The organism is Nocardia sp. NPDC055002 (assembly GCF_053608825.1).
In genome coordinates, this window is sequence record NZ_JBSGWE010000010.1 from 129345 (window position 1) to 142834 (window position 13490).

Annotated in this window: 15 protein-coding genes; 4 read left to right on the plus strand and 11 right to left on the minus strand. The window is 67.7% G+C overall.

Going from position 1 to position 13490, the window contains the following annotated elements; translation table 11 throughout:
• The first annotated feature begins 7 nt into the window (after window positions 1-7).
• Window positions 8-847 (plus strand): helix-turn-helix transcriptional regulator, encoded by an 840-nt coding sequence (locus ACWF99_RS30350; RefSeq protein ID WP_452538053.1) that lies wholly within the window; start codon window positions 8-10, stop codon window positions 845-847.
• Window position 848: 1 nt separating this feature from the next.
• Here ACWF99_RS30350 and ACWF99_RS30355 read toward each other — a convergent pair whose 3' ends face one another.
• Both ACWF99_RS30355 and ACWF99_RS30360 read right to left on the minus strand, forming a co-directional pair.
• Window positions 849-1655, minus strand: coding sequence for an ABC transporter permease (locus ACWF99_RS30355; RefSeq protein ID WP_378629696.1), 807 nt, complete (start codon window positions 1653-1655; stop codon window positions 849-851).
• The gene (locus ACWF99_RS30360) at window positions 1652-2590 is read right to left on the minus strand and encodes an ATP-binding cassette domain-containing protein (protein WP_378629694.1); all 939 of its coding nucleotides are present in this window, start codon (window positions 2588-2590) and stop codon (window positions 1652-1654) included. Before ACWF99_RS30360 ends, ACWF99_RS30355 begins: the two co-directional genes overlap by 4 nt.
• Window positions 2591-2708: 118 nt before the next feature.
• Between ACWF99_RS30360 and ACWF99_RS30365 the strand changes: the two genes are divergently transcribed.
• On the plus strand, window positions 2709-3347 hold the full coding sequence (locus tag ACWF99_RS30365; protein ID WP_378629691.1) for a PadR family transcriptional regulator: 639 nt from the start codon (window positions 2709-2711) through the stop codon (window positions 3345-3347).
• A 16-nt stretch (window positions 3348-3363) separates the two neighbouring features.
• Here ACWF99_RS30365 and ACWF99_RS30370 read toward each other — a convergent pair whose 3' ends face one another.
• Together ACWF99_RS30370 and ACWF99_RS30375 are read right to left on the minus strand one after the other, a co-directional pair.
• Window positions 3364-4401, minus strand: coding sequence for a zinc-binding dehydrogenase (locus ACWF99_RS30370; RefSeq protein ID WP_452538054.1), 1038 nt, complete (start codon window positions 4399-4401; stop codon window positions 3364-3366).
• Between the two features lie 115 nt (window positions 4402-4516).
• Complete coding sequence (locus tag ACWF99_RS30375) at window positions 4517-5446, minus strand: DMT family transporter (protein WP_452538055.1); 930 nt, start codon at window positions 5444-5446, stop codon at window positions 4517-4519.
• Window positions 5447-5575: 129 nt separating this feature from the next.
• Here ACWF99_RS30375 and ACWF99_RS30380 point away from each other — a divergent pair, with 129 nt between their 5' ends.
• The gene (locus tag ACWF99_RS30380) at window positions 5576-6028 is read left to right on the plus strand and encodes an Lrp/AsnC family transcriptional regulator (protein WP_378629686.1); all 453 of its coding nucleotides are present in this window, start codon (window positions 5576-5578) and stop codon (window positions 6026-6028) included.
• On the opposite strand, the gene ACWF99_RS30385 is transcribed toward ACWF99_RS30380, so the two are convergent.
• The 7 genes from ACWF99_RS30385 to ACWF99_RS30415 form a co-directional block, all read right to left on the minus strand.
• The gene (locus ACWF99_RS30385) at window positions 6015-6668 is read right to left on the minus strand and encodes a CoA transferase subunit B (protein WP_452538056.1); all 654 of its coding nucleotides are present in this window, start codon (window positions 6666-6668) and stop codon (window positions 6015-6017) included. The two genes, ACWF99_RS30380 and ACWF99_RS30385, sit on opposite strands and share 14 nt — an antisense overlap.
• A complete protein-coding gene (locus ACWF99_RS30390; protein WP_452538057.1) occupies window positions 6665-7408 on the minus strand; it encodes a CoA transferase subunit A in 744 nt (247 codons plus the stop codon). The genes ACWF99_RS30385 and ACWF99_RS30390 overlap by 4 nt, the downstream gene beginning before the upstream one ends.
• Complete coding sequence (locus ACWF99_RS30395) at window positions 7405-7989, minus strand: RBBP9/YdeN family alpha/beta hydrolase (RefSeq protein WP_378629681.1); 585 nt, start codon at window positions 7987-7989, stop codon at window positions 7405-7407. Before ACWF99_RS30395 ends, ACWF99_RS30390 begins: the two co-directional genes overlap by 4 nt.
• A gap of 26 nt (window positions 7990-8015) precedes the next feature.
• Window positions 8016-9317 (minus strand): MFS transporter, encoded by a 1302-nt coding sequence (locus ACWF99_RS30400; protein ID WP_452538058.1) that lies wholly within the window; start codon window positions 9315-9317, stop codon window positions 8016-8018.
• 65 nt (window positions 9318-9382) lie between these two features.
• Window positions 9383-10435, minus strand: coding sequence for a 3-keto-5-aminohexanoate cleavage protein (locus ACWF99_RS30405; protein WP_452538059.1), 1053 nt, complete (start codon window positions 10433-10435; stop codon window positions 9383-9385).
• Between the two features lie 46 nt (window positions 10436-10481).
• A complete protein-coding gene (locus tag ACWF99_RS30410) occupies window positions 10482-11348 on the minus strand; it encodes a TauD/TfdA dioxygenase family protein (RefSeq protein ID WP_378629676.1) in 867 nt (288 codons plus the stop codon).
• 26 nt (window positions 11349-11374) lie between these two features.
• On the minus strand, window positions 11375-12346 hold the full coding sequence (locus tag ACWF99_RS30415) for a quinone oxidoreductase family protein (RefSeq protein ID WP_378629675.1): 972 nt from the start codon (window positions 12344-12346) through the stop codon (window positions 11375-11377).
• A 108-nt stretch (window positions 12347-12454) separates the two neighbouring features.
• Between ACWF99_RS30415 and ACWF99_RS30420 the strand changes: the two genes are divergently transcribed.
• Window positions 12455-13465, plus strand: a complete 1011-nt coding sequence (locus tag ACWF99_RS30420; protein WP_452538060.1) for an AraC family transcriptional regulator — start codon at window positions 12455-12457, stop codon at window positions 13463-13465.
• Window positions 13466-13490: the final 25 nt, after the last annotated feature.

Consider the following 13490-nt stretch of genomic DNA (forward strand, 5'->3'; position numbering starts at 1 on the left):
ATCTCTGGTGATCGATCGTGCGGGGCTGGCGGAGTTCCTCCGACGACGCCGGGAGTCGTTGCAACCCGAGGACGTCGGTCTGGCGCGCGGGCGGCGGCGCAGGACGACCGGGTTGCGGCGCGAAGAGGTCGCCGTCCTGTGTCACATGTCGACCGACTATTACGCCCGGCTGGAGCAGGAACGCGGACCGCATCCATCGGAACAGATGATCGCCTCCATCGCCCAGGGACTACACCTGTCCCTCGACGAACGCGACCACGTGTTCCGCCTCGCGGGCCACAGCCCACCCCTGCGCGGCGCGATCAGCGAGCACATCAGTCCCGGTCTGCTGCGGATCCTCGACCGCCTCTACGACACGCCCGCCGAGATCGTCACCGAGCTCGGCGAGACACTGCGCCAGACTCCGCTCGGGACCGCCCTCACCGGCGACACCACCCACTACACCGGCCCCGCTCGCAGCATCGGCTACCGCTGGTTCACCGACCCCGCCGAACGCGACCGTTACGCACCCGACGACCACCCGTTCCTGTCCCGGATGTTCGTCTCCGGACTCCGCGAAGCCGTGACCAGGCACGGTCCCGATTCCCGCGCCGCGCACTACGCGACCCTGCTCCTGGCCGATTGCGAGGAGTTCCGAACCCTGTGGCAGACCCACGAGATCGGCGTCCGGCCCCGGGATATGAAGCGTTTCCTGCATCCCGAGGTCGGCGCCATGGACCTGAACTGCCACACCCTGCTCGACCCCGAACAGTCCCATCTGCTGCTGGTCTACACCGCGACACCCGGCACCGAGAGCTACGAGAGGTTGCAGTTGCTCTCCGTGGTCAGCACCGAGATGCTGCGCTGAGCTAGCGACTCAGATCTCGGAACCGCTTCACCGCCAGCGGGAAGAACACCGCGATCAAACCGAGCGGCCACGCCACCGCCAGCATCTCGGCGTGTGCCCCGGCCCAGGAGTCGCCGACCGCACCCGGATTGCCCAGCAGGCCGCGCACCGCCGTGGCCGTCGCCGACATCGGGTTCCACTCGACGACCGCACCCAGCCAGGACGGCATCGACTCGGGCGAGGCGATGGCATTGGAGAGGAAACTGATCGGCCAGACCAGGATCTGCACCGCCTGCACCAGTTCGGGCTTGCCCGCGACCATCGCCAGGTAGATGCCGATCCACAGCATCGCGAACCGGAACAGCAACAACAGCCCCACCGCCGCCAGGAACGACGCGGCACCGTCGTGCCAGCGCCAGCCGATCGCGTACCCGACCGCGATCATCACGATCAGCCCGACCGCCGACTGCAGCATGTCGGCGACACTGCGACCCACCAGGACCGCGGCCGAGTTCATCGGCATCGAGCGGAATCGATCGATGACCCCTTTGCCGAGGTCCTGGGTCACCGCGAGCATGGTCGCCTCGAGGCCGAAAGCCATGGTCATGGTGAGGATTCCGGGGACCAGGTAGTCCTTGAAGTCACCGTCGATGCCGCGCCCGCCGCCGATCAGGTAGCTGAACATCAGCAACAGCATCACCGGGAACACCAGACCGACGACCACCTGAACGGGCTGGCGGGCCCAGTGCGCCAGCTCGCGTCTGGTCATCGTCCAGGAATCGGTGAGCGCCGTGCACAGGGTCCGGTTCGTCGAATATGTCGCGCTCACGCCGCGTCCTCCTTGGTCAGCTGCATGAAGACTTCGTCGAGCGTCGGCCGTCTGATCGCGATGTCCTCGGCCTCGATGCCGTTGGTCTCCAGCGCCCGGACCGTCTCGGTGAGCGCCGCCATCCGGTCACCGACCGCGGCACTGACCATCCGCCGGTCCTCGTCCACCACCGCCTCGCCGGGGATGAGCGCGGCCGCGAGCGCCAGTTGGGTGGAGTCGTGCAGGACCACGTCGATGCGGTCGCCGCCGGTCTTGGATTTCAGCTGGTCGGCGGTGCCCTCCGCGATGACCTTCCCGTGGTCGATCACCGAGATCTGATCGGCCAATTGATCGGCCTCCTCCAGGTATTGCGTGGTCAGCAGCACGGTCGTACCGCCGTCGACCAGGGAACGCACCGAACTCCACACCTCGGCGCGGCCACGGGGATCGAGCCCGGTCGTGGGTTCGTCCAGGAACAGCACCTGCGGTTGGGAGATGAGGGACGCCGCGAGGTCGAGCCGGCGCCGCATACCGCCGCTGTACTGCTTGACCGCCTTCTTGCCGGTGTCCGCGAGACCGAATCGCGCGAGGAGTTCGTCGGCCCTGACACCCGCGCGCCGCGCGCCCAGATGGTAGAGACGCCCGAACATCTCCAGGTTCTGCCGACCGCTGAGTTCCTCGTCGACAGCCGCGCTCTGGCCGAGCAGGCCGATGCGCGAACGCACCTCGTCGGCTCGCGTGCGCACGTCGATGCCCGCCACCTCGACCCGCCCTGCCTCCGGCCGGAGCAACGTGGACATGATGCGCACGGCCGTGGTCTTTCCCGCGCCGTTCGGGCCGAGTACCGCGTGTACGGTCCCGGCTCGAACAGCGAGATCGAGTCCGTCGAGGGCCTGCTTCGCCCCGTATTTCTTGCGCAGGCCTTCGACGACGATCGAGAGATCGTGGTCAGTCAAAACACCCTCCATCACCAGTGATCAAATTTGACTAGATGGCCAAGGTACCGGGCCCGGTTCGGTTAGTCAAACTTGAATACTGCTATTTTGATCGCATTCGCTCGGAAGGGAGACGTCCATGTCAGCGATCCGGCTGCTGGTCCTCGGCGCGGTCCGTCAGCACGGACGAGCGCACGGTTATCAGGTGCGCAACGACCTGGAATTCTGGGGCGCGCACGAATGGTCCAACGCCAAGCCCGGCTCGATCTACCACGCGCTCAAGCAGATGGCCAAGCAGGGACTGCTCCTCGCGCACGAGGTCGCTCCGAGCACCGTCGGCGGTCCGCCCCGCGTCGAGTACGAGATCACCGACAAGGGCACCGAGGAGTTCCTCACGCTGCTCCGCGAGGCCCTGACCTCCTACGACCAGCAGATGGACATGATCTCGGCCGCCATCGGTTTCATCGTCGACCTACCGCGTGCCGAGGCCGTCGCACTCCTGAAGCAACGAATGATCGGCCTCGAGCAGTGGCGCGCCTCGGTCACCGAGTACTACACACCGGAGCAGGGTCCGGGGCAGCTCGGCCACATCGGCGAGATCATGAACATGTGGGTGCACTCCGCCGACAGCGAAGCAGCCTGGACGCACGGCCTGATCGACCGCATCGAAGGCGGCGCGTACACCTTCGCCGACGAGGGCGAACCTTTTGTGGGCATCCTCGCCGAGGACGAGCCGAACCCGTTCGGCACCGGCCCGCACCCCGACGACCTCCGCTGACCGGGGTTTCACGAGGTCAGGGGCGGACCAGGACTTTGAGAGCTTCGCGGTTGTCCATCGCGCGGTAGCCCGCGGGAACCTCGTCGAGGCCGATCTCGCGGTCGAACACCTTGCCCGGATCGACACTGCCGTCGAGGACACCCGGCAGCAGGGTGTCGATGTAGGCGCGGGCCGGGGCCGGGCCACCGGTGAGGGTGATGTTCGGGCCGAACAAGGTGCCGAATCCGATGGGAGCCTTCGAATACTGGGGAACACCTACACGGCTGATCACGCCACCCGGCCGCACCACACCGATGGCCTGCTCATAGGCGGGCATGTGGCCGACCGCCTCGATGACGACGTGGGTGCCGTCGCCGCCGGTCAGTTCGCGCACCGCGGCGATGCCGTCGTCACCACGTTCGGCCACGACCTCGGTCGCGCCGAACTCGCGCCCCAGGTCGGTGCGCTGCTTGTGCCGACCCATCAGAATGATCCGCTCGGCGCCGAGCCGACGGGCGGACAACACGGCCATCAGCCCGACAGCCCCGTCCCCGATGACGGTGACCGTGGTGTCCGAGGTGACGCGGGCCTTGACCGCGGCGTGATGGCCGGTGCCGTAGACATCGGACAGCGTCAGCAGCGACGGGATCAGCGGCGAGGTCTCCGCCACCGGCACCGCCACGAGCGTGCCGTCGGCCAGGGGCACGCGCACCGCTTCGGCCTGCAACCCACCGACTTTTCCGCCACCCCAGAAGCCGCCGTGCTTGCACGAAGTCTGCAAGCCCTCACGACAGAACTCGCAGGTGCCGTCCGACCACGCGAACGGCGTGATCACCAGGTCTCCCTTCTTGACCGTGCGCACTTCACGCCCGACGTCTTCGACGACACCGACGCATTCGTGACCCATCGGGCTGCCCTGTGACGACGGCGCCATGGAGTGATACGGATGCAGGTCCGAACCACAGATGCAGCTGCGGACGATCCGAACCACCGCGTCCGTCGGGTCGACGATCACCGGGTCGGCGACCTCGATGACGCGGACATCGCCGGGGCCGTACATGTAGGTCGCTCGCATGAGCAGTCTCCTGTCTGATTCGGTTCTCGCCTGGCCTCTGTTTCCAGTACACGCCGACTCCCGCGCTCACGGGAGTGACGGCCCTTCCAGGTAACCGCAGTACCTCCACCCACTGTCAACGACTCGCGGTGAGTTCGCTCGGCCGCTCGGCCGGGGAGGACGATTGCCGTTCGATCAAACCCAGTGCGACGCCGGCGACGATCACCGCGCCGCCCGCCACCTGGGCGAGCCGCAACGGTTCGCCGTTGATGATCACGGCGCTGAGCACACCGAAGACCGGGACCAGGTTGAGGATGTTCACCGCGACGCTCGGCGCCATCCTGCGCAGGCCGTAGTTGTAGAGCAGGAACCCGCCGACCGAGCACGCCACGGCCAGGTAGACGAGCAGCGACGACGTGGTCACGTCCGGCATGCGCCAGCTGTCGGCTTCCAGGAGCGCGATCAGGAGGAATCCGCCCGCCCCTGCCATGGTCTGGTAATAGGTGACGGTCAGGGCGCTGTGTCCGGCGCTCGCCCGCTTGCCGAGCACGTTGTAGCCCGCCCAGGCCAGTCCGCCGAGCAGCAGGATGATGTCGCCGAGCCACCGTGCGCTGCCGCCGATCCGGGCACCGTCGTGGACAACGAGAACGGCGCCGGCGGTGGCCAGCAGCACGCCCGCCACCCGCAGCGGCGGCAGCCGTACGCGCAGGACGGCCAGCTCCAGCAGCATCGTCATCAGCGGGTATGTGGCCACGATGAGAGCCGCGTCGGAGGCTGTGGACAGATCCACGCCGACGTTCTCGAGGACGAAATACACGGTGATGCCGAGCAATCCGCACAGGTAGAGCCGGCGTCGCTGCCTGGCATCCGGCCGGTCGCCGCGGTGGCGGTCCAGCCGCACCATCGCGGCGAGCAGCAACGCCGCCACGGTGAATCGGACGGCCCCGATACTGAGCGGGCCGAGGTCGGCCAACAGCACTTTCGTCACCGCGTAGGAACTGCTCCACAACAGTGCGGCCGCCACCACCGCGCCCACCGCCCCCACGCTCGGCCCTCGTTCACGCACCGGAAGGCACCTCTTTCCGAAGTATCGCAGCCGAACGAAGATCAGCTGGCCGGCGAGACGCTAGCAATATAGTCAGTAACAATGCGTACACTCCGAACTAGATTCGGAAATTGCTAGAGAGAGGCGAGCGTGGACGAACTAGATTCGGCGTTGGTACGGATGCTGCAACAGGATGGTCGGCGCACCAATCGCGACATGGCCCAAGCGCTCGACATCGCCCCCTCGACCTGTCTGGAGCGGATCAGATCGCTGCGCGAACGCGGCATCCTGACCGGGTTCCACGCGGAGGCGGACCTCGCGGCGATCGGGCGCGGGTTGCAGGCGGTGATCGCCGTGCGCGTCCACCCGCCGACCCGCGCGGTGATCGAGGGCTTCCAGGCGTTCCTGGAGCAGATGCCCGAGGTGATCTCGCTGTTCGTGCTCACCGGCAACGACGATTTCCTCGTGCACGTGGCCGTCCGCGACACCGACCATCTGCACGGGGTGGTCCTGGACAAGCTGACAACGCGTCCGGAACTCGCCAACGTCCGCACCTCGGTCGTCTACGGGCACCTGCGCAAGAAGGTGATCAGCCCGACGTGAGCGGTGCCGCGGTAACGGCGCGGACGTGTTCCTCCCGCACGCCCGGTGCGCATTCGCGCAGGATCAGACCCGTCGGCTCGACGTCGACGACAGCCAAATCGGTGATGATCCGATGCACGACGCCCGCCCCGGTGAGCGGCAAGGTACAGGTCGGCACGATTTTCGGGGTGCCTGCCTTGTCGGTGTGGGTCATCACCACGATCACGCGGCGGGCGCCGTGGACCAGGTCCATCGCCCCGCCCATCCCTTTGATCATCTGACCCGGCACCATCCAGTTGGCGAGGTCGCCCGCGGCCGAGACCTGCATGCCGCCGAGGACCGCGGTGTCGATGTGGCCACCACGGATCATGCCGAAACTGAGCGACGAATCGAAGAACGAGGCGCCGTCGGCGACGGTGACGGTTTCCTTGCCCGCGTTGATCAGGTCGGCGTCGACGTCGTCGTCGTGGGGGTAGGGACCGGTGCCGAGGATCCCGTTCTCCGAATGCAGCGTCACCGCCACACCCTCGGGCAGGAAATTGGGGATCAGGGTGGGCAGCCCGATACCGAGGTTGACGTACTCGCCGGGCCGTAGTTCCCGCGCGGCGCGGGCGGCCATCTCGGTGCGCGTCCAGCCGAGCGCCACAGTCGATGCGGTCATGACACGGTTCGCCTTTCGATGAGTTTGGTCTGCGGTCCCGTGTGCACGATCCGGTCGACGAACACGCCGGGCAGATGCACCTGCGCCGGGTCGAGGGAACCGGCGGGCACCAGCGTCTCGACCTGGGCGATACACACCGTGCCCGCCATCGCGGCGAGCGGGTTGAAATTGCGGGCGGCCTTGTTGAACACCAGGTTTCCGTCGGTGTCACCGATCAGGGCGTGCACGAGCGCGTAGTCGGCGGTGATGGATTCCTCGAGCACGAACCGGCGACCGTGGAAGGTGCGGACCTCTTTGGCGGGCGAGGCGACCGCGACGGACCCGTCGGGCCGGTATCGCCACGGCAATCCCCCGTCGGATACCGGCGTCCCGACGCCCGCCGCGGTGAAGAAGGCCGGAATCCCGGTCCCGCCCGCGCGCAGTTTCTCGGCGAGGGTGCCCTGCGGTGTCAGTTCGACTTCCAGTTCACCGGACAGATACTGGCGCGCGAACTCGGCGTTCTCCCCGACATAGGACGCGGTGATCCGGCGGATGCGCTTCTGCGCCAGCAAGATCCCCAGCCCATGACTGTCGGTGCCGCAGTTGTTGGAGAAGATCTCCAGCTCGTCGGCCGTGCCCGCCGCCAGTGCGGCGATGAGCGCGTCGGGAATGCCGCACACTCCGAAACCGCCGACGGCGAGCGAGGATCCGGACCCGATATCGGCGACCGCCGCGGCGGCCGTGGCGAACACCGTCGTCATCGGGCGAGCTCCCCGGTGAGGTCGAGGAGTTCGTCGAGCAGTTCTCCGGCGCGCGGCCACGGACCGTAGCCCGCCGCCGGATTCAGATGGCCGACATCGCCGAGGTCGACCAGCCTGCTCCCCCACACCTCGGCCATGCCCGCGACGCGACGCGTCGTGGCCAAGGGATCGGTGCTGCTCGCGGCCACGATGCTCGGGAACGGCAACTGCCGCCGCGGGATCGGCGTCCAGCCGTTGGCCGCCAGTTCCTCGGCGGCCGGATAGCCCGGTGGCAGCGGGGTTTCGAAGTCGGGCGGAGTGGCGAGCAGCGCGCCGCGCACCGGCCGGTCGGACTGCTGAGCCCAGTGGACGGTGATCATCACGCCCGCGCTGTGCGCGACCAGGACGACAGGGCCGTCGATCTCGGCGAGCACCGCCTCGAGTGCGGCGACCCGCGCGGCCAGGCTCAGCCCGTCGCGCTCGAGCGGCGGCACGATCGCCACCTTGTCGAGGGTGTCGGCGAGCAGCGTCTGCCAGTGGCCGGCGACATGGTCACGCAGACCGGGCACGATCACGACGGTGGGTTCGTTCAGGGAGTTCATCTGTGCGGTAATCCTTTTCGACGGGATCAGTGCGGAGCGGCCGCGTGGACGGTGGCGAGTCTGCGCAGACCGATCGGGTACATCCGGCGGCCGAGGACCAGGGCGGCGATGGCGAGCACCGACACCACCGGGGTGATACGCAGCGCGTTCTGCAACCCGAGGTGATCGGCGAGCACGCCGACGACGAACGGGCCGAGCGCCAGCCCGAGCAGACTGTTGGCGAGGGTGAGGGTGCCGAACGCCGAGGCGCGAACCGAAGGGTGGGTGAGGTTGGCGACCATGGCGACGGTGGGACCGGCCGAGCCGCCGGCGAAGAACGCGCCGATGCCGAGCAGAATCAGTTGCGGCGCACCGGTACTCAGGCTGAATCCGATGCCGAGGGTGACGAGCGAGATCAGGCAGAACACGATCGCGGTGGTCCACTTGCGGGCCATCTCCGAACGTCCGACCCGGTCGGTGATCACCCCGCACACCACCATGCCGGTGCCGACGAGTGTCACGATCACGGCCGCCAGACCCGCGGCCCGGTCCGGGGCCAGCCCGTAGTAGCGGTTGAAGAAGCTGGGCATCCACGACAGCAGCACCGCGGCGGTGAACATCTGCAACCCGCTGCCCACATAGGCGCACAGCACCGCCGGATTGGTGAACAGGGTCGAAATCGGCGCGCGGAAGGCGACTTCGGGAGCGGGTTCGGCCGCGTGTTCGGCGTTGCGCCGCTCCTTGACCACCACCCAGAACGCCACGGCCAGCACGAGCCCGAACACCGCCATCGTCGCGAACGACCACCGCCACCCGAGGTGCACGGCGATCACACCGCCCGCGGCGACACCGAGCACCGATCCGAACGAACCACCGGCCATGAACGCGCCGCTCAGCGCGGCATGCCGCCGCGCGGCGAACACACTGAGCACCAGCGCGATACCGACGCTGCCGTAGGCGGCCTCCCCGACGCCGACGAAGAAACGCGCGGCCAGCATCTGCGGATAGTTGTCGGCCAGTGCGCACACCAGCGTCGCGATACTCCACACCACGGCCATCAGCACCAGGCTCTTGACCCGGCCCCACCGGTCGGCCAGCACCGACAGTGGCAGGGTGAGCAACCCGACCATCAGCGCGACCACGCTGCTCAGTGACGCCAGCTGCGAATCCGACAGCGTCCATTCGGTTTTCAGGAACGGAAAGACCGCGCTCAACACTTGTCGGGACATGTAGTCGGCCAGTAGCAGGCCGAAGGCCAGTGCGAACACCAGCCAGGGATAGTTGCGGCGGATGGTCGAGGAACGGCTCGGCGCCGGCGCGGGCTTCGCGGCGGTGGTGGTGAGGTCCATGGGTGCTCCTGCGAACCGGTGGACGTCGTCGCTGACGTCCACCGGGTTGTCGAGAAGGGGAAGGGTCAGGCGTGGTGGGTGAACCCGACCTGGCCCGGCCGGCGATTCGGGGCGAACCCGAGCTTGGCGAGCGTCTCGTCAGCGTCGGTGTAGTGCTCGTCGAGTTTGTAGATCTCGCGCGCTTCCTTGCCGGTGGCGACCTCACGGCCGAGTTCGCCCGCGATCCGGACCAGCTGGCGCACCTGCTGGACCGAGGTCATCTTCTCGCCCTTGCGGCCCCACAGGGTGTCCTCGTTGCCGCAGCGCGCGTGCAGACCCATGGCGATGGCCATCGTGTTCACCGGCAGCACGCTGCGCATCAGCGTCTCCAGGGTGAGCACGGCGCCGTCGGGGGTCCGGCGGATGAACTCCATCATGTTGTAGGGGTTCGGGCCGTCGAAGCCGCCGCCGATGCCGACCCAGGTCAGCATGAGCGGGCCGGTGTAGACGCCGCGCCGGATCAGCCGCTCCACGGTCTCGAGCTGCGGGATGCTCGACAGCTGGAAGTGCGGCTGAATGCCGTTGGCCTGCAAACGCTTCAGGTGTTCGGCGACCCAGGTCGGACCCGCCGGGACGAACATCTCGCGATAGGCCTCGAACACCTCGGGCCGCTCGAAGGAGGTGCCCGCGATGTCGTCCTCGGTCATCAGCTCGACGATGTTCATCTGGCTGGTGTTGATCGCGATGGTGACCTGATCGGGCTTGGGATCGAGCTCGGCCAGCAGGTGCCGGGCGTCGTCGGTGAGCCATTTCGCGTCGGCGCCTTCGCCTTCGGGCGAGAACGAGATAGAGCCGCCGACCTGCAGGATCATGTCCGGCACGGCCTCGCGCAGGCGGCCGAGCAGCTCGTTGAACTTCGACAGGCGCTTGGAGCCCTTGCCGTCGAGTTCACGCACGTGGATGTGCAGCACGGTGGCGCCGGCTTCGTAGCAGTCCACGGCCGCCTGGACGTGCTCGTCCATGGTCAGCGGCAGGTCGTCGCGGAAGTCGTCGAGTTCCCATTCCGGGCCGTACGGTGCGACGGTGATGACCAGCTTTTCCTGGTTCTCGGGGAACAGTGCGTCGTCGTGAAAATGCATGGGGGTACTCCGATCGGAATTGCGGGGGTTATCGAAAAAGGGAATGTCAGAAGGGACGGTCGCCGACGATCCCGGCACGTTCCATCTTGCGGACGGCGGGCCAGTAGTCCTGGACCGCGTAGTGCTGGGTGCACCGGTTGTCCCAGATCGCGAAGCTGTTCTCGGTCCAGCGCCAGCGCACCTGATACTCGGGGATACTCGCCTGGCGCATCAGGTAATTGAGGAGTTCGCTCGCGCCCGGCGCGTAGTCGGCGCCGAATCGGATGTTCTCCGGCGTGTGGTAATTGACCAGGTGCGTCGTGAAGGAATTGACGAACAGAATGTCCTCGCCGGTGTCCGGGTGAATGCGCACGACCGGATGTTCGGCGTCGGGGAAGCGCTCGTGCAGGGCGAGCCGCTTCTCCTCGGTGAGTGCGGCGCCGAAACTCGCCTCGATACTGTGCCGGGCCCGCAGATGCGCGATCTGCGATTTCACCGACTGCGGCAGCCGCTTGTACGCCTCGACCATGTTCACCCAGATGGTGTCGCCGCCGACGGGCGGCGTTTCCACGCAGCGCAGCACGGCGCCCATCGGTGGATTGACCCGCCAGGTGGCATCGCAGTGGTAGGCGTTCTCGTAGTGCTCGGGCGCACTGTCGAGGTCCTTGTAGATGCGGACCAGACCAGGGTGGTCGGGATCGCTGCCGAGAGCCGGGTGGTCCTCGAGCGGGCCGAAACGTTCAGCGAGGGCGACGTGTTCGGCGCGGGTGATGTCCTGGTCGCGGACGAAGAGCACCTTGTGGCGCAGCAGCAGGGTGCGCAGTTCGGCGAACAGGGCGTCGTCGACGGCGACCTCGGCGAGGTTCACCCCGTGCAGTTGCGCGCCGATGGTCGCGGTCAGCGGCACCGCGTGGATCGCGGTTCGAACGGTCATTGGCTTGTTCCTTTCCGATGGGCGCGTCAGATCGCGAAGACCGACGCGCCGACGCTGCGGCCCGCTTCGAGGTCGCGATGCGCCTGGACGGCGTTCGGGAGTTCGTAGCGCTGATTGATCTCGACCCGCAGGCGGCCCGCGGTGAGGTGGTCGTGCAGTTCGCCGGCCAGTTCGGCGCGTTCGCCCGGGTCGGCGATGTAGTCCGCGAGCGCGGGCCGGGTGACGAACAGCGAGCCCTTCACGGCCAGCTGCATCGGCTCGATCGGCGGCACCGGACCCGAGGCGGTGCCGAAGCACACCAGCAGCCCGCGGCGGGCGAGGGAGTCGATCGAGGACTGGAAGGTGGTCTTGCCGATGCTGTCGTAGACCACGGGAACACCCGCGCCGCCGGTGATTTCACGGACCCGGGTCGCGACGTCCTCGCGGGTGTAGATCACCACGTGGTCGCAGCCGTTGGCGCGGGCGACCGCCGCCTTCTCCTCGCTGGAGACGGTGCCGATCACACTGACCCCGAGCAGCTTCGCCCACTGGGTGAACAGCTGACCGACCCCACCCGCCGCCGCGTGCAGGAGCACCGTGTCGCCCGCGCGCAGCGGATGGATGCGGCGCAACAGATAGGCGGTGGTCAGGCCGCGCATGGTGGTCGCGGCCGCGGTGTCGAACGCGATCGCGTCGGGCAGGGCGATCAGGTGCTCGGCGGGCATGATCCGTTCGGTGCTGTACGCGCCGAGCGGGCTGCCGGTGTAGGTGACGCGGTCACCGGGCGCGAAGTCGACGCCGGGGCCGACGGCTTCGATGACGCCCGCCCCCTCCACGCCGAGGCCCGCCGGCAACGCTGCCGGGTACAGGCCGGTGCGGAAATACGTGTCGGCGAAGTTGAGACCGACCGCCTCGTGCCGGATCCGGACCTGGCCCGGCCCCGGCTCACCGACCTCGGTGGACTCCCACCGCAGCACGTCGGGACCACCGGTTTCAGCGAATCGAATTGCGTGTGCCACTGCCATCTCCTCCTGTGTGATGCAGCTAACTGTAGGGTGGGTCACACCGGGATATTTGCCCTCACGGGACAGAAAACTATTCATTTCGGGACAGCGAGGAGGTGTCGGATGAAGCCGTTGTCCAGGTACGCGTCACTGAACGACTACGTCGAACTGGCGCGCTCGCTCGGGCTCGAACCGGCCCGGCTGATCCGCGATTGCGGACTCGACCCGGCCGGTTTCGGCACGCAGGACCGCTGGATTCCGGCCGAAGCCGTCGCCGAACTACTGGAACGCTCGGCCGCCGAATCCGGCCGCGAGGACTTCGGTGTGCGGTTGGCGCAGCTTCGCCGCTTCTCCAACCTCGGCCCGTTGAGCCTGGTCATCCGCGAGGAACCGGACGTGCGCAGCGCGCTGCGGCTGCTGTCGCGCCACGAGCACATGTACAACGAGGCGCTGCACACCGAGGTCATCGAGGCGAACGGCATGGCCACCATTCGGGTGAGCGTGGACGTCGGCCGAGCGGTGCCCGTACGGCAGGCCGTCGAACTCACCACCGGGGTGCTGCACGGATTGCTCCGCGGTTTCGTCGGACCCACCTGGCGGCCGATGCAGGTGTGCTTCTCCCACCCCGCCCCGCGCGACCGCAACACCTACCTCAAGATGTTCGGCCCGCATGTCGAGTTCGATCAGGATTTCGACGGAATCCTCACTTACAGCAGCGATCTCGACGCGGAGAACGCGATGGCCGATCCGCTGCTGCACGCCTACGCGCAGCAGTTGCTCGGCGCGATGGCGCCCTCGCGGGAGGCCACGGTCGCCGACCGGGTCCGCGAACTCGTCGAACTACTGTTGCCGACGGGCCGGTGCACCGTCGACCAGGTGGCGCGCAGCCTCGGGGTCGACCGGCGCACGGTCCACCGCAAGCTCGCCCAGGAGGGCACCACGTTCACCTCGATGGTCGACGAGATCCGCGGGGCACTGGCCGAGCGGATGGTGGCCAACCGCCGCCACTCCCTCACCGAAGTAGGTGACCTGCTCGGCTTTTCGTCGGTGAGCAACTTCTCGCGGTGGTTCAGCGCGAAGTACGGGGTCAGCCCCCGCCAGTGGCGGCAACGCGAGGCCGACACCCGGCGCTGAAACCGATTGCGGCGAAACCGCGGTC

Bases quoted from the DNA above. Each gene is read 5' to 3' on its own strand.
- ACWF99_RS30400 (WP_452538058.1), bottom strand. From the start codon at position 9,317: ATGGACCTCACCACCACCGCCGCGAAGCCCGCGCCGGCGCCGAGCCGT.
- ACWF99_RS30370 (WP_452538054.1), bottom strand. From the start codon at position 4,401: ATGCGAGCGACCTACATGTACGGCCCCGGCGATGTCCGCGTCATCGAG.
- ACWF99_RS30395 (WP_378629681.1), bottom strand. From the start codon at position 7,989: ATGAACTCCCTGAACGAACCCACCGTCGTGATCGTGCCCGGTCTGCGT.
- ACWF99_RS30390 (WP_452538057.1), bottom strand. From the start codon at position 7,408: ATGACGACGGTGTTCGCCACGGCCGCCGCGGCGGTCGCCGATATCGGG.
- ACWF99_RS30365 (WP_378629691.1), top strand. From the start codon at position 2,709: ATGTCAGCGATCCGGCTGCTGGTCCTCGGCGCGGTCCGTCAGCACGGA.
- ACWF99_RS30385 (WP_452538056.1), bottom strand. From the start codon at position 6,668: ATGACCGCATCGACTGTGGCGCTCGGCTGGACGCGCACCGAGATGGCC.
- ACWF99_RS30420 (WP_452538060.1), top strand. From the start codon at position 12,455: ATGAAGCCGTTGTCCAGGTACGCGTCACTGAACGACTACGTCGAACTG.
- ACWF99_RS30405 (WP_452538059.1), bottom strand. From the start codon at position 10,435: ATGCATTTTCACGACGACGCACTGTTCCCCGAGAACCAGGAAAAGCTG.
- ACWF99_RS30410 (WP_378629676.1), bottom strand. From the start codon at position 11,348: ATGACCGTTCGAACCGCGATCCACGCGGTGCCGCTGACCGCGACCATC.